We start from the raw sequence: 24,260 nt of genomic DNA on the forward strand, positions 1-24,260 counted from the left end.
CACTTCTCTTTTATTTCAACAAAAGAGAAATAACGTCATTAAGCGGTTTAAAGATAAAAGTGAGTAAATCAAATGGATTTGGAATAGGTTTTTCTAATGCAAGTGTAATACTTATACCTACCCCGATTACAAGAAGAATTGAAAACACAAGTAACTCTTTTTTATATTTTTTTTCCAAGAGAGGTGGAACTTCAATCCACAGAATGGTCGCTGAAACCAAGAGTATTCCTATACTTTTTATCATGATTATTTAACCTCTTTTAAGAAGGAATTACCTTCTGTTTCTGTATGCTCAAGTTTTACGTCTACTTTAACATTCGCCTTCATCCCAGGGAAATCCACATCCCACTGCTTTTTAAGCTTTTTCCATTCTTTCGGATTAGATCGATGAATGGCTTCACCAAATCCAAATATGTCTGAATTATATTGTTTTTGTGCCGTTTCAATGGCCAGATTAATGTTCTCTTTCATCTTTTTTTCAGTACTTTTCTCTAGCTTATCAATTGTTTTTTGGTCATTAAGATTAATTTGACAATCTACTTCCCCAACATTTCCCTTTACTTTAATATTGATATCCACTTCAGGCTTACCTTTGTTTATTTTACCTTTCATTTTAGAATCCAAATGAATAATCTCTATAGTGGCTTTCCCCTCTTTAGGACAAGATATAGCAGTTACAGAATTTTTCACTTTGTTGACGATGTCATTATACCCTTTGCTTTCTCGTTCAGTTAACCAGCCCACTAATTTATCTTTTTTAAACACCGCTAAGTCATCAAAATTAATTCGCGCAGCAGGAGTAATCGATTCCACATTCTGTTTGTTTGATCCCATTTCTTGTTCTCCTGTAACTAGAATCCCTGTTAATACGGCTTCCTTACCATCACTTGTAAGATTGGTTATCAAATCATCTAATATAAAGCCTTGCGTTGCAGCCCAGGTTTCTTCTGACATTTTAAGCGTACTAAACATTTTATTGGCAGGTATACTTTCAATCGGTGTTGTGACATTCAGTACTTCCCCTGCGGTCATATCCTTAGCAATAACAACAAAGAAATCAGATCGAAGTTCCCAATTTCTTGACAGTAAATCTAAGGATTTGGCTATACCTTCTTCAGCCAAATCCTCACCAAGTACAAGCATTCGAAGATGTCCAGCATATATTTTTCGAGGCGAGAGCTTTGAAATTTTTCGCAAGGCTTCATATACCGTTTTTCCCTTCGCCTGAAACAGGGTGACTGGTGAACGCCCAGTACTTGTTTTCATGGATATTTCCGAAGGTACAACCACTTGAGTAGTTATTTGGTATTCATCTTCTACTTTATCGATTCCTATTGCCAACGTAATGCCTAGCTCATTTAATTCCCTCCGGTCCCAGCACCCCGTAAGAAAGAGACTGAGAATCAGGAGAACAAACATACACTTTTTCATCGTTTAAACCTCTTCATTCTCCTTATTTTTTGATGGTTCTGGTTTTGCAGAGGCTGAATCTTGTTGACTAACGGTATTTTGTTGATTGATTAAACGAGGTCGATTAAACATTTTCCATATAGGCAAGCGAATAAACACATCCTTTTGGTCGGAAAGATTAAAAGGAGCTAGTGAAGACATATAAGGCACGCCAAAAGAACGCAAGCTGCATAAATGCAGAATTAGAGCAATTAATCCAATCATTATTCCTATTAAACCAAAAGAAGCAGCTATTGCCATAAATCCAAAGCGTAGTATCCTGGCAGAGATAGCAAAGTCGTAAGTAGGAGAAACGAAACTAGAAATAGCGGTTATTGAAACCACGATAACCATCGCAGCAGAGATTATACCTGCTTCAACCGCTGCTGTTCCAATTACAAATGCCCCTACAATAGACATGGCTGAACCGATGCTTCTTGGCATTCTTAAGCCTGCCTCACGCAAGATTTCAAAGGTGACTTCCATTATGATTGCTTCAACAAATGCTGGGAATGGAACACCTTCTCGTTGGGATGCTAGACTAATAAGGAGTGCAGGAGGTAGCATTACTTGATTATAAGTTGTGACCGCTATAAATAATGCCGGTGCAAGCAATGCAATTGCGAATGAAAAAAATCGAAGGAGTCGAATAAGACTCGCAATATCTGCACGTTGATAGTAGTCTTCTGACGTTTGAAAAAATTGAACGAATAATGCTGGAACAATTAGGACAAATGGTGTTCCATCTACAAAAATGGCTATGCGTCCTTCCAATAATGCTGCAGCTACTACATCCGAACGTTCCGTATTAAATATGGTTGGAAAAGGTGAATATTGTGCATCCTGAATCAATTCCTCTATATTTCCACTTTCAAGAATTCCATCAATATCTATTCTATCCAAACGCAAACGGACTTCTTTCACTATTTTGTCATTTGCAATTCCGTTGATATACATTATGGCAACATCCGTTTTCGTGCGTTTTCCAATAACTTTTGATTCCATCCAAAGATTTGAGTCTTTCAGTCTTCTACGAACTAAGGCGGTATTTACACGCAAATTTTCGGAGAATCCTTCGCGGGGTCCTCTTACTACCACCTGGGCTGTTGCTTCCGTTACTCCACGTTCAACCAAATGCCTATTGGAAATGATTAAACCTTGGGCATATCCATCGATTAAAAAAATCGTATCCCCGGATAGAAGTCCAGTAAAAAGTACTTCAAAATTAGTTAGTTCTTCAATTTCTCCTACTGTCATGGCAGAATCTTTTAATACGCTAATAAGATTCTGATCAGAAGAAAGCTTTTTCTGTAATTCGGTCCCATTGATATCTAGCATGAGCGTTTCTAAAATGAAATTTTGTAATGTGGTTGTATCGGTTAATCCATCTGTATAGATAATACCTGCTTTGATAGTTTGTTCTTTTCCAATTCGAATTTCTCGAATGATAATATCTGAGCTTTTTCCAAGGGAATCTTTTATTATTTGTATATTTTCTTGAAGATTTGTTTTTAATTCGTTTGTTGAACTTGTCATCATCATTGGGCTAGTTGAAATAGAATTGGAATGCATTTTAGAATTACTTTTCTTTCTGAAAAAGCCCATAGACTACCTCACAATTAATTTATAATTTTTGCGTACTTATTTATAATTTTATTTATTCCATTGCTAATTAGGAGAATATCGACTGATCCGTTAACTTTTTTATTAAGTATGTTGATGAGATATAGATTCTCATTTTCTTTAGCATGAGAAAACTTCTTTTAATTTATACCTTTTTTGTAGGGTCATTGTCATATTATGGAACTTTACATCTGTTCTAAGATTCTTTAAGCGATTGTACATTGTTTTTCGTAGATAAGAGTTTAACTCATTAAGATTTATGTAATTCGAGTGGCTGCTGAATAGTATTTTTGTATCCCCATTACGGGTTGTCCCTTTTTGAGCTTTTTATTAAATGGATTATGGTTATTCATCCTTTCTATGTATGTCTTATATCTATTAGACAAACGAAAGACTGTTTTGGCTTAAATTATATTAAATTTTTTCAAAAGAAAAAAATCGTCTATTAATGCGACGATTTTTATATAAATTTTGTATTATTAAACTTTCTTACTTTAACTAACCTGTCCCGTTTCGCTTAAGTATTTCCCCTCATAACCTCTTCGATATTTTAATATAAACATCCAATTTTTTTTACTGAGTGTTATTCAAGATAATAGCCCTTTAGCTAAAGAAGGCACAATTCTTTTTCAAGAATAGCGCCCTATGAAATAAATAAAATATGGTCTCAATCATAAAATCACTTATCCGTCTTATTTTAGAACATACTATTCTTTATATTGATCCAAATATCCCATATGGGGATTAGTCTGGGTAATATATTGTCATACTCAGACGAGTTAACTTATCCCCCGAATTATAGTATGTGTGAGGTCTATCTTGTTGAATTTAGTAGGGAAACCTTCTTTAAAGAATGCCCCTTATGTAGAATTATCCTATTTCAACCTCAATATCCTTTACATATACAGCTGTACCTGAAATAGAGATGTCTAGTTGCTCTTCTTCTTTTACATGTACATATACTCGTCCATCTTTATTGATTTCATGTCCTTGCTCAACAATAAGTGTCGCAGGCAAACTAATATCTTTATTTACATACTTTTTATAATACGCTCCCATCACGCCTGAAGCTGTTCCTGTAATTGCATCTTCAATCGTTCCCGAATAAGGAGAAGAAAAATGACGAGCATGCATATCATTTTCATGATCCCGCACTTCAAAACAGATAGGGTGTACTGAAGCTTTTGGCATCTCTAATAAAACCTTCGGAAATTCTTCGGTGTTTGGTGTCATTTTTGAAAAGCTTGATAACTCTTTAATTGGGATAATTAAGGTCCAAATGCCTGTACTTCCATAAACAATTGGATATTCTGAATGTAAATCTTCTTCTCGTAAACCAATGGAAGCTGCTAAATCAGACTTTGAACCGCCAAATGATTGAAACAGTGGTTTCGCATGTTGCATATTTATAAGTAATTGATTATTTTCTTCATGGATCTGTATCGGCAATACACCTGCATTTGTTTCAATTGTAAAAGCTGATTTTTCTAATAATCCATTCATTCTTAGAGCATAAACCGTTGCCATTGTTGCATGACCACATAAATTCATTTCATGTCCAGGAGTAAAGTAACTAATGCGAAAATCAGCAACATTCGAAGGAACAACAAAAGCTGTTTCATTAAATCCAACCGCTGCAGCAATAGCGAGCATCTGTTTTTCTGTATAATCCTCTCCATTCAATACGACACCAGCCGGATTCCCTTTCTCTGGAATGGAACTAAACGCATCAATGTGCTTTATACTTACTTTTACCAAAATATGTACCTCCTTCAATCGTAAAAAATCATTCCTTACTTTAACTATTCAATAATTCAATTCTTTTTTTGAATGAAAATCCTTACTTTTATTGTATCGTAAATTATAAGAGCCGCCAGTGTTCATTTTGAAGTATCTGTACGTTTCCCATACTTTGTGAAAACTCCTTGTAAGCTATGACCCTCTAGTGCATCTATAGAAAAAACTCATGCACCTTAATGTAACAAGGCTTATGAGCTTCATAGCTATCATAATCGATTCTAACTTTATTCTACGAACGACTCGTTTAATTGGTCGATTTAGTTTATTTTCTGCTTTCTCATCCATTGTGTGGCTATCCACTTTTCTCCTTTTACAACTGGAGCTCCTCCATGTAACGTTAATTCGTTTATCATTTGATCGTTATAAAAATATTCAAAGTACACCGCCATACCCTTTTGTGGACTAGCAGAAAAGTTTAGTTTTGGGAAAAAGGTGCTTCCTCCCTCTTCCACATCATTTAAGTAAATCACAAGCGTTGCGATTCGATTGTTACTCGCCGCTTTGCTTGTAGAAGAGAAATAATCAAAATGTTCTTTATACTCTTGACCCGGTTGGTAGTTCAGAATATGAAGCCCTTCCCCGTGCTCTATAGGAATCCCCATAATGTCAGATACCCTTTTTTCCACCCTCGCAAGAATATCATTGTTGATGTCTGTTAAAAACGCACCACTGCTTGTTCGTATATCACTGACTTCTCGGATTCCTCCGATTTTCGAACGCTGAAGGCGGTCTTTTGCCAACTGAATTAATACATCGCATTCCTCATCGTCCAATACCGAGCCTAAAACTACGACAAGTGGTTCTTCTAATCTAGCAATGATATTAATCTCTTTGTCTTCTGTTTTTATTTTATTTCCAATATGGCTAAAAATAGTTGCTTCTTTTATACGTGCATCTTTAAAAACCATTTCTATTCACCAACCCCTGTTTTTTTCGAAATATTCACTTATTTCGACAAATAGGTTTCTATTTCCTTTCAATTTTTTACTGAGCAAAAAATTTATTTTATATTCTTCATTTCCTTTCACATTTATAAGCTTCTATCTATAACGAGTTGAGCGATATATTCTCATTAACAAGCAAAAAAAGAACGAATTCCACCAATCGGAATTCATTCTTTTAATATAATTGATATCTCAACCACGCAGCTCACAATGTGGTAAGTGTATGTGGAAACACAAGTGTGCCGGTGGGTTTATTACATTGATGTATTCATTTCCCCTCTAACTCTTTGAGAGTTACATCTTTTCACTGTCCCTGTCTCATCAACATTCTTTTCCAAAGTTATCAAGCAATGCACGCACTTCATCTGTTGATTTCGTGTTCATCAATTGATTTCTTAAATCAGCAGCTCCAGGGAATCCTTTGACATAAATTTTGAAAAAGCGATGAAGCCCTGTGATTGAACGTGGCAGTGCTTCCGCATATTGATCTTGAAGATCAAGCTGCAATCTTAAAAGATCAAGGTGTTCTTTACTGCTATGCTCTTTTGGCTCTTTTTCAAAAGCAAAAGGATTTTTAAAAATACCGCGCCCGATCATCACGCCATCAATACCATATTGTTCAGCAAGCTGCATCCCAGTTTGACGGTCAGGAATGTCTCCATTGATTGTTAGTAGCGTATTTGGTGCGATACGGTCACGTAATTTTTTGATTTCCGGAATTAGCTCCCAATGCGCATCTACTTGACTCATTTCCTTTCTAGTACGTAAATGAATAGAAAGGTTCGCAATATCCTGTTTTAAAATATGCGTTAGCCACTCCTCCCACTCATTTACCTCCTTAAAACCAAGTCGTGTTTTCACGCTAACAGGCAGTCCGCCCGCTTTTGCTGCTTGAATAAGTTCTGCCGCAACGTCTGGTCGTAGAATAAGGCCACTACCTTTCCCTCTCGATGCCACATTCGGTACAGGGCAGCCCATATTAATATCGATGCCTTTAAATCCTAGCTCTGCCATGCCAATACTCATTTGACGGAAATATTCGGGATTATCCCCCCAAATATGTGCTACCATTGGCTGTTCATCTTCTGTAAACATCAAACGACCACGCACACTTTTCATACCCTCTGGATGACAATAGCTATCCGAGTTTGTAAACTCTGTGAAAAATACATCCGGTCGACCTGCTTCACTTACTACGTGACGAAATACAACATCTGTCACATCTTCCATTGGTGCAAGTACAAAAAATGGTCGTGGTAAATCACGCCAAAAATTATCTATCATTTCAAACTCAATTCCTCTCTAATGGATACAACTTCAAACTCTCGGGCAAAAAATATAAAGTGAAACTTTAATCAGTGGGGTTTTCTTCATCCCCCACTGAAATATAGGAACTCAGGTTAAAAACGCCACGTCCTGTGGCAACACCTGAGTGACCAACATCTTGTTGGCCCGAACCAATCGGGCTTTTACGGGCAGTTATCTCCCACCTATGCTTCTTCGAATTTTCTATAGCCTTGAGGTGGGAGTCTTACTGCCCGTTAATGCGGGATAACTTATTATCAAACCCAAGTACATTTGCACATTTATGATATGTGAATCGACAATGTTTATTTTAACGAAAAACTGCCCTGAATGGTATCTTTATAAACAAAAAAGCAGATGGTATAGATTTTTTTCTATATCAACTGCTTTTCTATTATACCAATTTCAACCACGCGGCCGCTTCGATTTATTGTAAGTCAACCATTTCTATATGCTCCCCCTTCTATAAACGAAAACCTCCAGAAACATCTAGAATTTGACCTGTTATCCAACGACTATCAGAAGAAGCAAGGAATGCTACTGCATCTGCAATATCTTCAACTTGCCCTATTCGCCCAAAAACAGAAGATTTAGTAGCAAAATTTCGTATTTCTGGGTCATATAGCAATTTCGTATTAATATCTGTCTTTGTATATCCAGGCATAATCGTATTAATTGTTATACCTCTTTCTCCAAGATGCTTAGCTAGAGGAAGAGTCATAGTGTTAAGCGCGCCTTTACTTAAACCATATGCAATTGACCCAGTTAAACCAATTCGTACTTCGGCTGATGAAATGTTAATAATACGCCCTTGTTCCCGAAGCCGCGGTAATGTTTGCTGGATTAAGAAGAATGGTGCTTTAATATTGACTGCAATAATTTCATCAAAAACTTCTTCTGTCGTATCTTCAATAGTTCCCTGAGTACCTATGCCTGCATTGTTTACTAGAATATCAATTACTGATGTACCAACTCTTGTTTGCAGTTCATTATCTAATTGTTCTATTAGTTTTTTTACACCACTAATTGAATTGAGTTCAGCCTCAACTAAGAAGGCTTTTCCTCCATTAGATTCAATCTCTCTAATCGTTTGATCCGCAGCTGTTTTATTTCGCCCATAGTGGATGGCAACTAATACACCGTCTTGTGCCAATCTCTTTGCAATGGCACGGCCGATTCCACGACTTGCCCCTGTAACTAACGCTATTTTCCCATCAAGATTCTTCATTTTTTCCACCCTTCACAAACTTTCGTTTCATATTTTTGTTTAATAAAAATCTATATTTATATTTTCATTTATATATCAAAAATTTTAAATGCTTATTTATAGGTAAATTAATCAGATAACTTATGATATTATAGGTAAAAATCAATATTTACTTTATAAAACAAAAAAAGAGGTTAGACAATGAAAAATACAGTAAAATTGGATGAAATAGATCATAAAATTATGAATTTGTTGTATGAAAATGCGAGAATTCCTGTTTCAGAAATAGGACGGATTATATCAATGACACAGCCTGCTGTAAAAGAACGGATTAACAAGCTTGAAGAACATGGAGTTATAGCTGCATACAGAACGAAATTTGAACCTTCCAAAATTAATAAAAACATTCAAGCATTCGTTATGTTTAAAACAAGCCAATGTTCTGAGTTTGTACAATTTTGTAATTCTGCTCCTGAAGTAACGGATTTATATCGAATTAGCGGGGAATTTAATTATATGATGAAGGTAATGGTTGATTCGATGGATTCTCTTGCTATTTTTTTAGATTCTTTAATGAAATTTGGATTATCGTCTCCTTTAATTGTTTTAAAGAATGAATTCGAAGAGAAAATATTGTTCTGATAAGAGGACTACCCAAATACTAAGATAGAGAAAATAACAGATGTCAAATTTATGGTGCTGCTCTAACCGAGGGGCAAAACATCGCGACTTTATTTAAAAGCCCACTCACAGTATTCACAATGTGGTGAGTGCTGTGCGTGGTGCAATCATGATAAAATTAAATCTCGCCATTTATTTGGCTTTTCTTATATATCTTTTGATTTTTGTAGACTCTCTAATAAGGAAATCCCTATATTTTCATCATCATTTCTACCTAATTGATAATTTGCCAATACTACTGCGGCAACTTTCTTTTCTTTATCAATCCCTAAAAATGAACTAAAGCATCCTGTTCCACCGCCATGCATAATAACATTATTGTTTTTCTTTAAAAGCATCCATCCAAGACCCATATCATACTTCTTTCTTCCATTTCCGTGTTTTTTATGACAAAGAGACAAATATGATTTATCTTCATAAATATTTATTTTGGCATATTTAAGTAAATCATCAGCAGTTGAACTTATTGCACCCGCGGGTGATATAAGATTTTCTTTGGTCCATTTCCAGTTGCCGCAATCATTATTTTTTCTGTTATAACCATGAAAATTATTATTTGATGTGCCTAAATAAGTATCACTTAGACCTAGCTCATTATGAAGAAAGTCATTCATAGTTTCCCAATATCCCCTTCCTGATACAATCCCCAACCCATACCCAATAAGTGATATACCGAAATTAGAATATTTACATGAATAATCCATTTCTTTCAATTTATTTTTTTCAATTAGCATTTTCATTTTGTTAAAGTCCATAATTAAAGGATTATTCTTATGAAAACCATCGCCGCCAGTAATCAAACCTAAAATTAAGTTGAAATATTCCCGTTTATTTAATGGTATTCTTGCTGAATATCCAGAAGAGTGAGTAGCAAGTTGGCGCAATGTAGGATAATACTCTTCTTCCTTAAGTTCTTCTATATACTTTTGTATTGAATCGTTTATGGACATCTTATTTTCAAATATATATTTTGATAGCAAAGATAAAGTAAAAGTCTTTGTAATAGACCCAATTTCATAATGATATTTTTTTGATGAATCAACTTCACCGTTTTCATTATAAATTTTTATTTCAGAATTATTATCTGTCAAATAGCCAACAGTTAATTTTATATGTTCTTTTCCTTTGCAAGTCTTTTTAATTAATCGTAATGTTTCATCACTGATTTCAAACATAATGATCACTCCCCCATTAGCCTTCATTTTGAAGACATTTCAAATAATGGATATATATATATCCAAGATAAATTAGCCTATCCAATTTATTTTTCACATTTTATTTTCATTATTAATTGCTTGAATTCTTCGTCTCTCAAACTCCTTCATTACTCTTAATTGTAATCCATTGTTATCTTCATCTATTTTTATGTTACCCTCTTCTTCAAATCCATCTTGTTCTTCACCGTCAAAACTATAAAGTTTCTTTAAAAGGTTCCACATTGTTTCTAATTCTTCAGTTGATAACTTTTTAAAAAGTTCTTCCAAAAAATAGATTCCTTTTTCTGAAACAACAAGCAATACTTCTTTTCCTGTTTTAGTTATTTTCACGTTAATCGCACGTTTATCTTTCCTACTTGGAACCACATTAACAAATCCCTTGTTCTCCATAATTGTGATTAACTGTTTTACGCTCTGCTTTGTGGTACCTAATTTTCTAGCTATATTATTCAATGTTGTTTCATCTTCAGGTAAATGCGCAATTGCCACCATTGCCATATACTGTCTGGATGTTAAAAGTTCAAGGGACTTGTCACCTTTTACCTGAATTTTATTTGCTAAAGAAAATAAGGTACCGTAAGTTTGCTGCATTAAAAAAAGTTCTCTGTAAATATCCATATTCAGCCTCCACTTTAGTCAATATACTGTCTAATTTTAGAGTATCATATTTTTTATTTTAGTCAATATACTGTCTATATTATTTTATCTTGAAAAAATCGGTCTTTTAGTTCAATAAGAAAAAGACTGCTGGTACCCTTAGCAACCTATTTGAAATCTTATTATGCAACAATCAGTCCGCATTATTGAACAACAAGTTAGCCATATAGCTTTCAAGTTCACTAGTAAAAATGTTTTGTTACGCCATACTAATTTACTATTTTAGGTATTTCAAACAAATCCATACATTACAGGAGGTATTAATCAATCTAGCAATCAATTAGACCCTTTTTAGTATTTTTTAATAACATAGAGAGAATTTACCTTTATAATAGATTGGTAATAAATGAGAGAGGGTGTACAAAAGTGAAGAACATCAAATATTTACTAGGTTCAACTTTTCTCCTAGTAATTCTTGTCATCGGAGCACAATTACCAGCTTCAGCAACAAGCTTCCCTGCCAAAGGATCATTTGTCGATACAGACGGTGATATGGGAGAAATGTCAGGAAAAGTGATTTTTTATTGGGACAAATCGTACTGGTATGATGATGAGTCAGATCATAATCCAGGTAACGATCCCATGCAATTTAAGCTTTTCTTAAATAACGGGTCGACGAAAGCATTAAAAACTTATACTGGATACCGTCACAATGATTACCGTTTTGTATATACAGTTCCAAAAAATACAAAGCTTACAAAAAACGAAACATTAACTGTGAAGACCTATGGCTATCATGATCACTTTAAGAAATATATGGAAGGTTATTCTTATAATTTCCCAGTCATCGATAATGTAAATAATGAGAAATTTACTCGCAGTAGCTCAGTGAAATTTCCAGATGGATTTAATGTCCGAATTAATCCACGAAAAACCATTTCTTTAATTTCAAATGATCGCTCCTTTAATGTTTTCTTATCTTATGCCGATAAGAACGGAAAAACCATTAAGAATATTGGCGTAACTAATGTTACGTTTAAAAACAAAATTATTGAAATGCCAAAAATTCCAGCAGATGCTAAATCATTAAAAATCTTTGCGATCGAAGGAAATAAGATTTCAAAAGACCCTATCGTTGTACCACTTTCTAATACAGAAAATATAATGACGAATTATCCGAAAAACCGTTCTTTCACAGATATCAATAAAGATGCAGGTGTATTCGAAGGAACACTGAAATGGGATGGGATGAGAAATGAAGATAAATTTACAAAGTATACTATTTATTCATATGAGCCACCACTTTTCCCCTGGTATGCAACTGACAGAAATAACCTTGTCAAATTAGGAGAAGTCAAAGCAACTGGGAAAAAACGTTATAGTTTTACATTACCACCAACTAAAAAGCATTATTTAAGACTGGTTATTCTTCCTGAAATTAAAGGTCAATATATATCAGCATTAGATGTGGATAATAATGAAATGAATAAACATTATAATCAAAGAATTCGGCGCTATACGGTAACAGATGACTACTCTGTATCAAAGGAAAAGCTAACATTAACGAAAGACAGGCTGTTCTATACAGAACATAATTTCTTTGAATTGCTGTTCCCAGTAGATACATTCTTCCCTTATACGTTTAAATTTTATGACTCTAAAGACAGTACTGAGCCATTTGATGAATATACCCTTAACACAAATGATATTAATAAGGGGGAATATCGATTCACTAATATAGATGAAAAATATAAAGACGTGTATGTAGAATTCACTAATAAATTAGGACATACAAGTAACCGAGTTCACTACAAAATCGAGCCAAAAACATTCCAAGTCACGCCAAAGTTAACAAGTAAAGACATTGTCTTCTATAATAAAAAAGACAGAAAAGATGATTATATCCTTGTAAAGAATGTTTCTAGAGGAGATGTAATTTACGCTTATTACTCTAACCACGATCAATATCGTAGAGTGGACGTAAAGAAAGAAGCTATTCGTGAGGATGGCACCATTAAAATTCCAACGGACCTAGATGATAATGGTGGCACACTCTATATTGGGTATGAAAAAGCTGGTTATTATTCTATATCTGAGAAAGCAGCTATCCTTTACGGAAAAGCTAAATAATTCAATAAAGAAGGGTTGTCACATAAGTGGCAACCCTTCTTTATATGTTGAGTAGGACATTCGGATGTTGAGTTGGTCATTAACATATGAACTACAGAAACAATGATTTCCTATTTGTAAACTTAATAAGTTAATTCATTTCACTTTACAATATTTTGGGAATTTTTGTGGCATAATATAATAATAAAGGGGTTACAAAAATAAAGTAAAGATGGGGCTTGGTAAAGATGTTAGATAAAATAAAGGATGCATTTACATCTAAGCAATTAATTTGCACTAATTGTGGTAGAAAAATTGAAGAAGGTGAAAGATTTACCGCTAATATAACAATGCCCTCTGAAAAAGAAATGTTAGTAGGAAGATTAGATAACGCAATTGCAAGAACTGCTAACAGTGTATTTTGCGAAAGATGTCAGTAAGGGCTATGATAAATTATTCAAAAGAACTAAATGTAAAACTAAAAGCCTTTTTAGTGGGACTTATAAGTTTTATAGTTATAACTATTGCTTTAGTTTTTATTGGGCATGAGTATTCGATTTCTTGGCTAGCTTTTACTTATACTAAGCAAAATAGTGAGAGTGGATTTTATGTATCGATTGAACCGCTGATGCCAGTCGTAATTGCATTGATCACTTCTTTTATTGTGGAATATTTGTATTTTAGTTATAAAAGAGGATACACCACTAAGAAAACATTGTTTAAATTATTTATAGTTAGTTCATACATATACTGTTTAGGATATATTTTCTTTGACATTCCTCATGATACCTTTGTGATGCGGGGTATTAAAGGTATCATGTCGATTACTTTTTCTTATAGTCTACTATATTTCTTATTAAAGAGAACAAAACAAAAAAATAGCGATTAACAATGAAATTATTCAACATCTTTCTTCTTTTTGAACACTACTTGCTAAGAAATAAAAGAAAAGATGCTTATGCGTTAGTTGCATAAGCATCTTTTAGGATTTTCTAAGGCAAATATCTAACTTAATCTGTACCAATCAGCCTCGACCAGCTTGGAATGATGGATATAAAGTCATTCCGCCATCTGCAAACAGAGTAATTCCCGTTACATAGCTAGCTTGTGAAGAAGCAAGCCAAACTGCAACTGCCGAAATTTCTTCTGGTTCTCCGATATACCCCATTGGAACCATACTTTCAACATCTGCACGTTTTTCTGGATCCGCAAATTTTTCTGCATTAATTGGCGTATTGATAGCACCAGGACCAATATTGTTTACGCGAATTTTCCTTGGTGCATATTCTAGTGCTAGTGTTTCTGTCATTAACTTAATACCGCCTTTACTTGCTGCATAGTGCACAAATAATGGCCACGGAATCATCTCGTGAACACTAGACATGTTAATAACGCAACCTTTAATATCATGTTCAACAAAATATTTGATTGCTTCTCGACTACCTAGGAAAGCACCTGTTAAATTCGTGTCAATTACTTTATTCCAATCACTTAGAGGCATTTCATGAGAAGCTACCGGGTTTTCAATACCCGCATTATTAATCATGACATCTAGTGTTCCAAACTCTTTCACAGCTGACTGAATCAGATTAATCACATCTGATTCCACTCTGACATCTCCTTGCACAGCAATGGCTTCTCCGCCTGCTTTTTTAACGTCTTCTACTACTTCATTTGCTTCTGCTTCATTTGAATAATGGTTAATCACAACTTTTGCTTTTTCTTCTCCAAAGCGAATTGCCATCGCTCTTCCAAGGCCTGTTGCAGCACCAGTAATAACAACCACTTTTCCATTTAAATCATTATACATAATTTATGTCTCCTTTTATCCTTTTGCAATTCCTAACATAATTCCAGCTGCGACGATAAAAATAATTCCAATGATAATTGCAATGAATTGCTGTCTTGTTTTCTTTTCACCTAATATAAAAATTCCACCTAAAGTTGAAATAATAATCCCCATTTGAGAAAGTGAAAAGCTTGTAGCTACCCCTACGCGTGGCTGTGAAATAAATAAAAACAGATTTCCAGCAGCCCATATTAAACCTGGTATAATATTTCGAATTGCATATTTATTAAATGGCTTATGTCTAAATGTCAATAAAATTCCACCTAGCACCATTCCAATTGCTTGGGGCAGTAAGGCAGCCCATCCATCTATATCAAATAGGCGTATTATTACCACATACACTAAGTAACCAAGAGTTGAAACTAATAAAATCCAAATTCCCTTCTTGAAATCTCCTGATTGATCTTCGTTTTTCTCTTCTTTACTTTGGATAGATGTAAGAACGATACCAACAATGATGCATATAAGTGCAAGAACACCTAAAATGACAGACGTTGTTGTCGACCATTCATGAAATACAATTACTCCAAATAAAGTAGTTGAAACTAATTGCATTCCTGTTGAAATAGGCATTGTTTTGGAAACACCCATTAAATCAACACTTTTCAATTGGTTTACTTGTCCTACTGCCCAAAATAGACCTGATATAATTCCAATGGTTATAACTATAGGTGTTAAAACAGGTTGTACAAAAATAAAAATACCTATAGAAAAAATTAGTGCACCAAAGGTAGTCCCGAGCATTTGACTATAAGGTCCCCCACCAAGTTTTACATTAAACAGTACAATGCTGCCCCAGAATAGAGCTGGTAAAACCGCTATCAAGATATCCATTTTTTGACCTTCCCACTTTAAGATAACTTAGTTTGTATTAAGTTTTATTTTTTATACTTTCAAAAAAAGAGACATAAACCTTTTTTGGTCTCTAACTAATTCCCTTTTTAATGGCTTTTAGCCACCTGTGAAATCATTTGATTTTAAAAATTAGCAAATTCAGCTCTTATAATGGAAAAAATAAAAGACACTTTTGAGAAGATTCTCAAAGTGTCCTTAAAACGAACTCTTTTGTCTTAGCAAATTAGCAGTTATCAATTTATTATCAAATGCTTCATTTTTTTACTTCCAATTTTTCAAAAGCAGCATGATAGGTCGAAAAAAACTTCTATTTACATCTTTGATTCTGTAATATATATAAGGGCACCCAAAAAGAAAGAGGTGCATAATTATTATGTTTGGTGTAATTCATTATGAAGTATTTTTATTAACTGGTATTTTATTAAACTTAATTCCTGGTGCAGACACAATGTATATAGTTGGGCGCAGCATGTCACAAGGCAAAAAAGCTGGTGTATATTCTGTTTTAGGTATTATTAGCGGTTCTTTGATTCACACGTTTTTCGTTGCGTTTGGTTTATCAATGATTCTTGTAAAATCTGTTTTCTTATTTAATACTATTAAGATTATTGGTGTAATCTATTTAGTGTATTTAGGGATTCGTATGCTACTTGATAAGTCCAATGTAACGTTTCAGGCAGCTGCAAACGACAAGCTAAATATACGAAAACTATACGTACAGGGACTTTTGACGAGTCTAACAAATCCAAAAGTATCCTTATTTTTTATTGCGTTTCTTCCACAATTTATAGATACAAAGGCTTCAGGTCCCGTTCCATTTCTCATCCTGGGATTGACCTTTACATTCACCGGTCTAATATGGTGTTTATTTGTTGCTTATTTTTCTTCTTATGTTACAAAAAAACTAAGAGGAAACCAAAAAGTAGGAATGGTTTTAAACAAAATTACAGGAACGATTTTTATCGGTATGGGGATTAAGCTACTGCAAGCAAAAGCTCCTAACTAAACATTCATTAAATAACAATGCCCCCCTATTAATAATCGAATTTAAATTAACTATATAAAAATGCCCTTCAGATCTACTTCTGAAGGGCTTCTGTTTCTTTTTCTATAAAATATTTTATATTTTTTAAAGGTGTTTATACCATTGACAAGCAGCATCCACTTCTTCAGCCGTTAATCGATGCCCTTTATTTCCCCAATGAATTTCTACACTTGCGTTTGCAGATTCTAATAATGATTGTAATTCAGATGATTCTTCTGGTATACAAATCGGATCGTTTGTACCAGCAGAGATAAATACAGACTTCCCTGATAAATCAGGAAGCTTGATTCCTCTTCTTGGAATCATTGGATGATGTAATATCGCTCCTTTTAATGCATTTTGATAATGAAATAACAAACTAGCAGCTATATTGGCTCCATTTGAGTAACCAATTGCTATTATATTATTTCTATCAAAGTTATATTGTTCAGCTGCTTCGTCAAGAAAATCATTTAATTGTTTTGTTCGAAAAATAAGATCCTCTTCATCAAATACTCCTTCACTTATTCTTCGGAAAAAACGAGGCATTCCATTCTCTAAAACGTTACCTCTTACACCCAATACGGGAGCTGTGGGATCTATTCTCTCTGCAATAGGTAATAGATCTAATTCATCTCCACCGGTACCATGAAGTAGTAAGAGTGTTGGTTTTTTTGAATCTTGTCCTTTTTTGAATATATGTTTCATGATTTCCCCTCCAGTAAATGACTCTTACAGTATATATTCTTCTAACTCTTATCTATGATTAGTTAATCTAATTCTTTAACTTTAATCGGTATCAAGCTTTGTTCCAGTTGTTTTCTAAATGGTTCATACTGAGCAGGTAACATTAACTTTTCACCCATTGTATCGAGTGATTCATCATGTGCGAATCCTGGGGGATCTGTTGCAATCTCAAATAGAATTTCACCAGGTTCTCTAAAATAAATAGCTTTGAAATAATTACGATCTTTTACTTCTGTTACATGTCGTCCATTCTCTGATACATGAGTTTGCCATTCCAATTGATCGTTATCATCTTTTGCTCTCCATGCGATGTGATGAACTGTTCCAACACCAATTACACCTTTTACACTTGGAATCTTTTTCAGATCTATTATATTCCCTATATCTGCAGAAGATCGGAAACGGATAAATTCACCCTCTTCACCAATAACTTCAAGACCTAACACCTTTTCTAATACGTCTGCTGTTTTGTTTGGTTGAGTAGAAAATAGAGTTGCTCCACCGAATCCTTTAATCGCTACATCTGGTGTAACGTCACCATATACCCATAAATTATTCTCGCCTTCTTGTCTTTCTACAATTTCCAAATGGAGACCATGAGGATCATCAAATGATAAATATCGTTCTCCAAAGCGTTCTTTTTTTGTAAAGGTAACGTTAAATTTCGCTAATCTCTTTTCCCAAAAAGCCATTGATCCATTAGGAACAACATAAGTAGTAACCCCTACTTGACCATCTCCTATAATACCTGGAAGCGCATCAGCCCAAGGGAAAAATGTAATGATAGTCCCTGGTTTTCCACTTTCATTACCAAAATAAAGGTGATAAGTTTCTGGATCATCAAAATTTACGGTTTTTTTCACTAAACGCAGACCTAAAACTCCTGCATAGAAGTCTAAATTTTCTTGTGGATGACCGACGATTGCTGTAATATGGTGAATTCCCATTGTTTTTTTCATTTCTATTCCTCCTATTAAATTTGTCTAAATGAACGTAACAAATTCATTAACGGGTTTACGATATCCGTCTTCTAATTCATTCTCCTATATAATTATGTTCAAAAAGGTGTTTTAGAATAATAAAGCATCAAGACTATAAGCGCCAGGGCCAATCAATGCTATACCGATAGCAATCGCAAGGATTGTAAGGTTATATTCGTAGCCATTAGATGTTGCCCATAAACCATTTGCCCCGTGCACCTTAATTATTGCCATTAGCATAGTTCCCGCAATCAAAATCCCCCCAATTGGTGTTATGAATCCTGTAGCAAATAAAATTCCTCCAACCAGTTCTCCTAGTCCTGCAAAAATAGCCATAGCTATTCCGGGTTTCATACCGATTGATTCAAACCATCCTCCGGTACCTTTTATTCCATAACCTCCGAACCAACCAAACAACTTTTGTGCGCCGTGACCAATAAATAACAATCCAATAACTAAGCGGATTATTAATAAACCTATATTCATCATATTTAATTCCTCCTAATTTATCTTGAATTCGAGATATTAGTTTAAAAAAATTTTCTTAAAGGCAAAAACCTCTTAAACTGTAATTCTATTTAAAATCTCAATTTAATTTATCTTGAATTCGAGATAATGTTAATACATATAAATCATATTGTCAATTAATTAATTTTTATTGGTTACGGATAATACAAATCATGCAGAGAAAGGGCTTTCTAGATCTCAACTTCCGTTTTGGTCGAAACTACATTCTTTCTCTCCTCATCAATAAAAAACCGACACAATTTATAGTGTCGGTTGATTGTTGAGGAAGCCCTTACCTTGCTGCACGCACGTACGGATGAAGAGCACTATGGATCGGGAACGAGTAACTCTTTTAGAAACCTCTTTTTAAGCCTTAGAAATATCAATAAATCCTTCCCCGAACACATCACGAACATCGTGTATAGCGACGAAAGCATTCGGATCAGTAGATTGAACAATTCGTTTCAGCTTTATAATTTCTTGTTTACTAATCACAATATAAAGAATTTCCTTAGGGGTTTTTGTGTAATAACCATGACCCGAATATACGGTTACCCCTCTGTCCATTGATGTAGTCACCTGTTTAGCAATGGCATCCGGTTTATCAGAAATAATCGTAATCGCCTTCTTCGTATTCAAGCCTTCAATTACAAATTCCATCACTTTCGTTCCTACATATAGCATAATAATTGTCAACATCAGCTTTTCTGCACCAATGATAAAATAAGATGAAAAAGCAACTATTAAATCAAAAAACAATAGACCATAGCTCATACTCCAGCCTAAACACTTATGTGTTATCCTTGCTAAGATGGTAGTACCTGCAGTTGTTCCGCCAACCCGAATGATTAGGCCAATCCCGCACCCTACAAATATTCCTCCAAAAATGGCATTTACCATCATTTCATCAGAAGTAATATGCCAGCCTTCTGTCAGATGAAGAAAAAGCGAGTTAGTAACTACAGCAATAATCGTATAAATCAATGTTATCCTATTCATAAATTTATAACCAATTATTAACAAAAGCGCATTCAGAATTAAGTTGACTAGACCTGGTGACCACTCAAATAAATAGTAGGTAATAATCGTGACACCAGTTACTCCACCTTCACCAAGCTCATTTGGAATAACAAATAAATTAACACCTAGTGCAAAAAGAAATGCACCAATAATGATAAAAATAATGTCTGTGGTTCTTTTTTTCATACAATCCCTCACTGCTTATAAAAATATTTTCTTAGGTACAAACTCTCACCATTATATCGTGGAACATGTTAATCGAACAATAGTCTGTTTTATTTTTTAATAAATGATGATAATAAAAATATATTAGTGAACACTGATGATTCTATTTATTAAAAAAACATTATCAAACCAATAATAAAGTGTTTTACTAATACAATTCAAATTCGGATGAATATATTCCTGCGATAATTGTTACTCAAATGCTAAACATGTGTTACCAATAGATTTCTTTCAATAGTTAAAAATGCATTAACATAGTTACAATGTGTCAAATGTCTATGATTTATGTGCTATAATTATTCTCTAATACATAAACAACCAATTTCTGAAAGTTATTGAAATAATGAAGCCTGACTTGAATCATAGATACTTCTATCTACAAATTAATGTAATGTGAACTTCGATATTGGTGTGGTTGTTAATTTCGCATTTGTACTCTTCTCATTCTTTAGTGCAATGGTGATTACCAAATAACTAAAAACTCAGTTACATCCTGATAGATACGTTGAATTAAATACTACAAATTAATTAAAATAGCTCTGACATTTTATAGTGCCAGAGTTCTTTTATCATTAATAATATACTTTCCTGGTAACACAAATACCGTAAACATGGACTGTTAAATCTTTTATCTATGTTTGTATTAAAATTAAAGCAGATTTAATAATGATTATTATGTTGAAAAAATACTATTTTATAGTTCGGGAGAGAACAGAATGATGAAGACTGGAATAAAAAAAGGTTTTGATTATATTGATCTATGGAAAGAATCCATGATCGATCATAATGGAAATATACCGAAGAGATTAGTAGATGATGAGGCAGAAGAAGCCTTTTGGTCTTCTATGTTGGAGAGAAAAAAGCGGCATAAATCAGATCCATATGCACAAGTCGTACAACGAGAACTCCTCCCTCTTTTAAATAGTGATGATCATGTATTGGAAATCGGCCCTGGATGGGGAAATTATACCTTTTCAATCGCCGATAATGTTCATAAGCTTACATGTATAGATAGTTCAAAAAGTATTGTGCAATTTTTGGAATCACAGGCTGCTGTTAAAGGTTTGGATAACATAGAACTGATTTACGACAAGTTTGAAAGTGAAAAAGAAAGTGAAAAATATGATGTTGTGTTTGGATTCAATTGTTACTACCGTATGTATGATATTGGGAAAGCATTATTAAAAATGAATGAGGCAGCAAACCGTCTAGTTATTGCTGGAATGACAACAGGTCCAGAAAAGCCTCACTACATGGAATTACATGAAATGGGATATAATATCAATTTAAGACGGCGAGATTATATTCATATCTTAAACGTACTATATCAGCTTGGAATTCTGGCAAACTGTAAGATGGTGAAATTACAAAGTAAAAAAAGCTATTCTTCCTATGAGGAATTGATTCGTGATAACACCACAAAGATTTTAGATGAACACTATAATGTTAAAGAAGTGGAGACCGTTATTAATAAATATGTGTCAGAAAAAGACGGTACATATGAGTACGAATATCTGTTTCATGCTGCTTTAATATATTGGAATCCGGAAAATTGCAAAATCAACAAATAAAGAACTAAACTCAAGTGCAAAGACGTATGCAATAGGTACAACAGCTGTTGGCGCTTTAGATGCAAAAAAGCATGACATTTTTTCGTGTCATGCTTTTTTGTATTATCTCCTCCAAAAATTCGTATAGTCTACTTTATCCTTAATATTAAATTCAATCATTTTTTCAAGCAGTTCGTAATTTACCGTCCCATTCCACGGAATTCGAAACAAGCCTTTGGTAGCGCTGTAACCAGCTTGGACGATTTCATCGGCAAAGTGAGCAATGCCTACTTCTTCGGGGGAAACACTCAAATGGTGCTTCGTTGTGGAAAAACCGATGATAAATGTACCGTGATCGGTAAACATTGGTGTATTCCACTTGATTTGCGGTTCCAAATTCGGGAATTTATTAACAATCCACGCTAAAATTTCCTCTGTACGGTCGCGATGGTCGGGATTATCGATACCTGCTAAATATTTTTCGAAAACTTCCATGTCTTCCTCCTCGGTATTATGCTATTGCCGCTAAAAACTCAAATTCTCAGCGTATCCTTGCATTGGTTATCATTCAGAAAGAATGCACTTATTAATCTTTTTTATTGGATTCTTGAATTTGAAGTAATTCAACAAAAACACTTACTACGTCCTGTATTTGAATTCGATTATCAACAAAATGTTGCAGATTAAATCCATTAAAAAGAGCCATGCTAGCCGTCGCTAAAGTTCTAGCATCCAATGGACTTCCGACAATACCTTCGTCCTTCATTTTCTGAAATAAATGTGTAAGGAATGACCTCCATTCCTCCATTTGGAGAATGAGCTTTTCTTTTATCTGAGGTAATTCATTCGAAACCATACATCCTTGGAGAAGCATAGGAGAAGACCCCTTTTCATAAGCCTCATTCACTAAACGTATAGAGTATTCTTTAAATGTATTTAGTAAATCACAATCTTTTTGAGTAAGGGCTTCCTTTAAATCCTCAAAATAGAAATCAATACCTTCTTTTATCAACCTCAGTAAGAACTCCTCCTTGGTAGAAAAATGAGCATAGAAAGCACCTTTAGAGTAACCAGCATGTTTTACAATTTGATCAATGCTTGTACTAGAATAACTTTGCTTAGAAAACAATTCAATTCCTGATCGCATTAATTTGTTAATGGTTTCTTCTGATTGTTTTTGATGATGATTTAACATAAAACCCCCCTTTTTTAAAGAACTAAGTATTTAATTAATCGTAACGCATACCTCATCCATATAATACATTAATAAATACCAACTAGTTGGTATTAAAAAATAACACGTATAAAGGAGTGGATTTAATGACATTATCTCAAGGAATTATAAAGAAATAGCTGTTACCCTTTATCTTATACGTCCCCCACCATTTATCTTTATTCCACCATGAGTAATTAGTATCTATAACCATTTATATATCTAAGCCAATAGAAATATTCAGAAGTAAGACCCAAATATAATATTTAAATGGAAAGGATGATTGAAATTAGAAAAGTAAATAGTATCATCTTGAAAAAAGTACTTGCAGCTCTTTTATTGTTGGCTTTGTTTGTAGTTGCCCCTTTTTCTAATGTTTCTGCTGCAGTTCTTGGAAATGACTATCCTTACAAAGGCCAACAGGGAGTCGATCCATGGTTGTTCTATAAGGGAGAGTGTACCTCATTTATTGCTTGGCGAATGAATCATTCGGGTAAAAAATTCTCCAATAATATGAAGGGTGGTCATTTTGATAACGCAAAGTATTGGGCCACTAATGCAAAAAAAATTGGTTTCTTAGTTAATCATACCCCAAAGGTTGGGGCAATTGCTCAATTCACTGGTGGTAAGTTTGGTCATGTTGCTTATGTAGCTGAAGTAAGTAAAGATAATAAAAAAATTAAGATTGAAGAATATAACCATGTATATAGACACGGCTACAGTGTACGAACGGTTTCCGTATCTAGTGTAAGTAATTTTATTCATGTTCCGGGGAGCGGTACTAAGCCTATTAAAGCACCACCATTCCCAGGAAGCAAATATTTCAAGCCGGGTGCAAATAACAAATATGTCACGATGCTTGGCAATCAACTTGTAAAAAAAGGCTACGGTAAATACTATAAGGTTGGTCCTGGTCCTAAGTGGAGTAATGCAGACAAACAAGCGGTTGCAGCATTCCAAAGAGCCCAAGGGTGGAAGGGCAAAGATGCTGATGGTTATCCAGGACCTGAGACATGGAAAAGGCTTTTTAAATAATAATAATAATAATGAAATGTGTTAGATTTATGTAGTTAGTAGTTACACGTAAGTTCTATTAAGGGGTGAAAACGAATATTGTTACAAGATAATTATGTGACAGTATTTTGTTACGACCGTTTTTCCATTAAGATAAACACTTTCTTTGTTGTAATACAGGACCTTTAAACGTTTGTATGCCCTTGGTCGCAGCCACTCTGGTATTGGGCATATGATCCATTTCCAACAGTTGAACATTTTGATAAAGATGATTATGTAAATATATAAAGGTAACTGAAATAATTATTAAACGGCTATATTAGGTATCGTCACATCGCTATAAA

Annotated in this window: 24 protein-coding genes and 1 pseudogene; 7 read left to right on the top strand and 18 right to left on the bottom strand. The window is 34.1% G+C overall.

The genetic code is table 11. The features are described 5' to 3' along the window. Positions 1 to 10: 10 nt before the first annotated feature. The 8 genes and pseudogenes from ACIQ4I_RS04395 to ACIQ4I_RS04430 all read right to left on the bottom strand — a co-directional run bounded on the left by ACIQ4I_RS04395 (position 11) and on the right by ACIQ4I_RS04430 (position 8,349). Positions 11 to 244, bottom strand: coding sequence for a hypothetical protein (locus tag ACIQ4I_RS04395; RefSeq protein WP_403093163.1), 234 nt, complete (start codon positions 242 to 244; stop codon positions 11 to 13). A gap of 2 nt (positions 245 to 246) precedes the next feature. Then, positions 247 to 1,431: a Ger(x)C family spore germination protein gene (locus tag ACIQ4I_RS04400; protein WP_403093166.1), complete on the bottom strand. Its 1,185-nt coding sequence runs from the start codon at positions 1,429 to 1,431 to the stop codon at positions 247 to 249. Between the two features lie 3 nt (positions 1,432 to 1,434). Continuing rightward, the gene (locus ACIQ4I_RS04405) at positions 1,435 to 3,054 is read right to left on the bottom strand and encodes a spore germination protein (protein ID WP_403093168.1); all 1,620 of its coding nucleotides are present in this window, start codon (positions 3,052 to 3,054) and stop codon (positions 1,435 to 1,437) included. 762 nt (positions 3,055 to 3,816) lie between these two features. Beyond that, a pseudogene (locus tag ACIQ4I_RS04410) lies at positions 3,817 to 3,891 on the bottom strand (DNA-binding protein); the annotation flags it as partial. A gap of 51 nt (positions 3,892 to 3,942) precedes the next feature. After that, the gene (locus tag ACIQ4I_RS04415) at positions 3,943 to 4,830 is read right to left on the bottom strand and encodes a PhzF family phenazine biosynthesis isomerase (RefSeq protein WP_403093171.1); all 888 of its coding nucleotides are present in this window, start codon (positions 4,828 to 4,830) and stop codon (positions 3,943 to 3,945) included. Positions 4,831 to 5,129: 299 nt separating this feature from the next. Next, positions 5,130 to 5,780 carry a 2OG-Fe(II) oxygenase gene (locus ACIQ4I_RS04420; protein ID WP_403093173.1) on the bottom strand — a complete coding sequence of 217 codons (651 nt, stop codon included), beginning with the start codon at positions 5,778 to 5,780 and terminating at the stop codon, positions 5,130 to 5,132. A 357-nt stretch (positions 5,781 to 6,137) separates the two neighbouring features. Continuing rightward, positions 6,138 to 7,100, bottom strand: coding sequence for a tRNA dihydrouridine synthase (locus ACIQ4I_RS04425; protein WP_403093176.1), 963 nt, complete (start codon positions 7,098 to 7,100; stop codon positions 6,138 to 6,140). Positions 7,101 to 7,584: 484 nt separating this feature from the next. Beyond that, complete coding sequence (locus ACIQ4I_RS04430) at positions 7,585 to 8,349, bottom strand: SDR family oxidoreductase (protein WP_403093179.1); 765 nt, start codon at positions 8,347 to 8,349, stop codon at positions 7,585 to 7,587. 180 nt (positions 8,350 to 8,529) lie between these two features. Here ACIQ4I_RS04430 and ACIQ4I_RS04435 point away from each other — a divergent pair, with 180 nt between their 5' ends. Then, positions 8,530 to 8,970: an Lrp/AsnC family transcriptional regulator gene (locus ACIQ4I_RS04435; RefSeq protein WP_403093182.1), complete on the top strand. Its 441-nt coding sequence runs from the start codon at positions 8,530 to 8,532 to the stop codon at positions 8,968 to 8,970. A gap of 185 nt (positions 8,971 to 9,155) precedes the next feature. Here ACIQ4I_RS04435 and ACIQ4I_RS04440 read toward each other — a convergent pair whose 3' ends face one another. Both ACIQ4I_RS04440 and ACIQ4I_RS04445 read right to left on the bottom strand, forming a co-directional pair. Next, positions 9,156 to 10,184 (bottom strand): serine hydrolase domain-containing protein, encoded by a 1,029-nt coding sequence (locus tag ACIQ4I_RS04440; protein ID WP_403093184.1) that lies wholly within the window; start codon positions 10,182 to 10,184, stop codon positions 9,156 to 9,158. A gap of 93 nt (positions 10,185 to 10,277) precedes the next feature. Beyond that, a complete protein-coding gene (locus ACIQ4I_RS04445; protein ID WP_403093186.1) occupies positions 10,278 to 10,844 on the bottom strand; it encodes a MarR family winged helix-turn-helix transcriptional regulator in 567 nt (188 codons plus the stop codon). A 405-nt stretch (positions 10,845 to 11,249) separates the two neighbouring features. Here ACIQ4I_RS04445 and ACIQ4I_RS04450 point away from each other — a divergent pair, with 405 nt between their 5' ends. The 3 genes from ACIQ4I_RS04450 to ACIQ4I_RS04460 all read left to right on the top strand — a co-directional run bounded on the left by ACIQ4I_RS04450 (position 11,250) and on the right by ACIQ4I_RS04460 (position 13,821). Beyond that, complete coding sequence (locus ACIQ4I_RS04450; RefSeq protein WP_403093189.1) at positions 11,250 to 12,953, top strand: hypothetical protein; 1,704 nt, start codon at positions 11,250 to 11,252, stop codon at positions 12,951 to 12,953. Positions 12,954 to 13,180: 227 nt separating this feature from the next. Beyond that, on the top strand, positions 13,181 to 13,372 hold the full coding sequence (locus ACIQ4I_RS04455; protein ID WP_403093190.1) for a hypothetical protein: 192 nt from the start codon (positions 13,181 to 13,183) through the stop codon (positions 13,370 to 13,372). Between the two features lie 5 nt (positions 13,373 to 13,377). Then, on the top strand, positions 13,378 to 13,821 hold the full coding sequence (locus ACIQ4I_RS04460) for a hypothetical protein (protein WP_403093193.1): 444 nt from the start codon (positions 13,378 to 13,380) through the stop codon (positions 13,819 to 13,821). 135 nt (positions 13,822 to 13,956) lie between these two features. Here the strand turns inward: ACIQ4I_RS04460 and gdh are convergent, their stop codons facing one another. Together gdh and ACIQ4I_RS04470 are read right to left on the bottom strand one after the other, a co-directional pair. Further along, the gene (gdh, locus tag ACIQ4I_RS04465; protein WP_403093195.1) at positions 13,957 to 14,742 is read right to left on the bottom strand and encodes a glucose 1-dehydrogenase; all 786 of its coding nucleotides are present in this window, start codon (positions 14,740 to 14,742) and stop codon (positions 13,957 to 13,959) included. 15 nt (positions 14,743 to 14,757) lie between these two features. Continuing rightward, positions 14,758 to 15,615: a GRP family sugar transporter gene (locus ACIQ4I_RS04470; protein WP_403093199.1), complete on the bottom strand. Its 858-nt coding sequence runs from the start codon at positions 15,613 to 15,615 to the stop codon at positions 14,758 to 14,760. Between the two features lie 394 nt (positions 15,616 to 16,009). Between ACIQ4I_RS04470 and ACIQ4I_RS04475 the strand changes: the two genes are divergently transcribed. Next, positions 16,010 to 16,642, top strand: a complete 633-nt coding sequence (locus tag ACIQ4I_RS04475; RefSeq protein ID WP_403093202.1) for a LysE family translocator — start codon at positions 16,010 to 16,012, stop codon at positions 16,640 to 16,642. Positions 16,643 to 16,765: 123 nt separating this feature from the next. Here ACIQ4I_RS04475 and ACIQ4I_RS04480 read toward each other — a convergent pair whose 3' ends face one another. The 4 genes from ACIQ4I_RS04480 to ACIQ4I_RS04495 all read right to left on the bottom strand — a co-directional run bounded on the left by ACIQ4I_RS04480 (position 16,766) and on the right by ACIQ4I_RS04495 (position 20,100). Next, positions 16,766 to 17,371: an alpha/beta hydrolase gene (locus ACIQ4I_RS04480; RefSeq protein WP_403093396.1), complete on the bottom strand. Its 606-nt coding sequence runs from the start codon at positions 17,369 to 17,371 to the stop codon at positions 16,766 to 16,768. Positions 17,372 to 17,430: 59 nt separating this feature from the next. Beyond that, on the bottom strand, positions 17,431 to 18,366 hold the full coding sequence (locus ACIQ4I_RS04485) for a ring-cleaving dioxygenase (protein WP_403093205.1): 936 nt from the start codon (positions 18,364 to 18,366) through the stop codon (positions 17,431 to 17,433). 111 nt (positions 18,367 to 18,477) lie between these two features. Next, on the bottom strand, positions 18,478 to 18,876 hold the full coding sequence (locus ACIQ4I_RS04490) for a DoxX family protein (RefSeq protein WP_403093208.1): 399 nt from the start codon (positions 18,874 to 18,876) through the stop codon (positions 18,478 to 18,480). A gap of 384 nt (positions 18,877 to 19,260) precedes the next feature. Further along, complete coding sequence (locus ACIQ4I_RS04495; RefSeq protein ID WP_403093210.1) at positions 19,261 to 20,100, bottom strand: YitT family protein; 840 nt, start codon at positions 20,098 to 20,100, stop codon at positions 19,261 to 19,263. Positions 20,101 to 20,855: 755 nt separating this feature from the next. Here ACIQ4I_RS04495 and ACIQ4I_RS04500 point away from each other — a divergent pair. Beyond that, the gene (locus tag ACIQ4I_RS04500; RefSeq protein ID WP_403093213.1) at positions 20,856 to 21,710 is read left to right on the top strand and encodes a class I SAM-dependent methyltransferase; all 855 of its coding nucleotides are present in this window, start codon (positions 20,856 to 20,858) and stop codon (positions 21,708 to 21,710) included. Positions 21,711 to 21,812: 102 nt separating this feature from the next. Here ACIQ4I_RS04500 and ACIQ4I_RS04505 read toward each other — a convergent pair whose 3' ends face one another. Together ACIQ4I_RS04505 and ACIQ4I_RS04510 are read right to left on the bottom strand one after the other, a co-directional pair. Next, positions 21,813 to 22,184 (bottom strand): iron chaperone, encoded by a 372-nt coding sequence (locus tag ACIQ4I_RS04505; protein ID WP_403093216.1) that lies wholly within the window; start codon positions 22,182 to 22,184, stop codon positions 21,813 to 21,815. 91 nt (positions 22,185 to 22,275) lie between these two features. Beyond that, the gene (locus tag ACIQ4I_RS04510) at positions 22,276 to 22,884 is read right to left on the bottom strand and encodes a TetR/AcrR family transcriptional regulator (RefSeq protein WP_403093219.1); all 609 of its coding nucleotides are present in this window, start codon (positions 22,882 to 22,884) and stop codon (positions 22,276 to 22,278) included. A gap of 297 nt (positions 22,885 to 23,181) precedes the next feature. On the opposite strand from ACIQ4I_RS04510, the gene ACIQ4I_RS04515 reads away from it, so the two are divergent. Further along, positions 23,182 to 23,937, top strand: coding sequence for a peptidoglycan-binding protein (locus ACIQ4I_RS04515; RefSeq protein WP_403093222.1), 756 nt, complete (start codon positions 23,182 to 23,184; stop codon positions 23,935 to 23,937). The last annotated feature ends 323 nt before the right edge of the window (positions 23,938 to 24,260 follow it).

The sequence above is a fragment of the Rummeliibacillus sp. NPDC094406 genome (assembly GCF_044763875.1).
Taxonomy (GTDB): domain Bacteria; phylum Bacillota; class Bacilli; order Bacillales_A; family Planococcaceae; genus Rummeliibacillus.

Coding starts and splice junctions, on each gene's coding strand:
- ACIQ4I_RS04395 (WP_403093163.1), bottom strand. CDS start 244: ATGATAAAAAGTATAGGAATACTCTTGGTTTCAGCGACCATTCTGTGG.
- ACIQ4I_RS04400 (WP_403093166.1), bottom strand. CDS start 1,431: ATGAAAAAGTGTATGTTTGTTCTCCTGATTCTCAGTCTCTTTCTTACG.
- ACIQ4I_RS04405 (WP_403093168.1), bottom strand. CDS start 3,054: ATGGGCTTTTTCAGAAAGAAAAGTAATTCTAAAATGCATTCCAATTCT.
- ACIQ4I_RS04420 (WP_403093173.1), bottom strand. CDS start 5,780: ATGGTTTTTAAAGATGCACGTATAAAAGAAGCAACTATTTTTAGCCAT.
- ACIQ4I_RS04425 (WP_403093176.1), bottom strand. CDS start 7,100: ATGATAGATAATTTTTGGCGTGATTTACCACGACCATTTTTTGTACTT.
- ACIQ4I_RS04430 (WP_403093179.1), bottom strand. CDS start 8,349: ATGAAGAATCTTGATGGGAAAATAGCGTTAGTTACAGGGGCAAGTCGT.
- ACIQ4I_RS04435 (WP_403093182.1), top strand. CDS start 8,530: ATGAAAAATACAGTAAAATTGGATGAAATAGATCATAAAATTATGAAT.
- ACIQ4I_RS04440 (WP_403093184.1), bottom strand. CDS start 10,184: ATGTTTGAAATCAGTGATGAAACATTACGATTAATTAAAAAGACTTGC.
- ACIQ4I_RS04445 (WP_403093186.1), bottom strand. CDS start 10,844: ATGGATATTTACAGAGAACTTTTTTTAATGCAGCAAACTTACGGTACC.
- ACIQ4I_RS04455 (WP_403093190.1), top strand. CDS start 13,181: ATGTTAGATAAAATAAAGGATGCATTTACATCTAAGCAATTAATTTGC.
- ACIQ4I_RS04460 (WP_403093193.1), top strand. CDS start 13,378: ATGATAAATTATTCAAAAGAACTAAATGTAAAACTAAAAGCCTTTTTA.
- gdh (WP_403093195.1), bottom strand. CDS start 14,742: ATGTATAATGATTTAAATGGAAAAGTGGTTGTTATTACTGGTGCTGCA.
- ACIQ4I_RS04470 (WP_403093199.1), bottom strand. CDS start 15,615: ATGGATATCTTGATAGCGGTTTTACCAGCTCTATTCTGGGGCAGCATT.
- ACIQ4I_RS04475 (WP_403093202.1), top strand. CDS start 16,010: ATGTTTGGTGTAATTCATTATGAAGTATTTTTATTAACTGGTATTTTA.
- ACIQ4I_RS04485 (WP_403093205.1), bottom strand. CDS start 18,366: ATGAAAAAAACAATGGGAATTCACCATATTACAGCAATCGTCGGTCAT.
- ACIQ4I_RS04490 (WP_403093208.1), bottom strand. CDS start 18,876: ATGATGAATATAGGTTTATTAATAATCCGCTTAGTTATTGGATTGTTA.
- ACIQ4I_RS04495 (WP_403093210.1), bottom strand. CDS start 20,100: ATGAAAAAAAGAACCACAGACATTATTTTTATCATTATTGGTGCATTT.
- ACIQ4I_RS04500 (WP_403093213.1), top strand. CDS start 20,856: ATGATGAAGACTGGAATAAAAAAAGGTTTTGATTATATTGATCTATGG.
- ACIQ4I_RS04505 (WP_403093216.1), bottom strand. CDS start 22,184: ATGGAAGTTTTCGAAAAATATTTAGCAGGTATCGATAATCCCGACCAT.
- ACIQ4I_RS04510 (WP_403093219.1), bottom strand. CDS start 22,884: ATGTTAAATCATCATCAAAAACAATCAGAAGAAACCATTAACAAATTA.
- ACIQ4I_RS04515 (WP_403093222.1), top strand. CDS start 23,182: ATGATTGAAATTAGAAAAGTAAATAGTATCATCTTGAAAAAAGTACTT.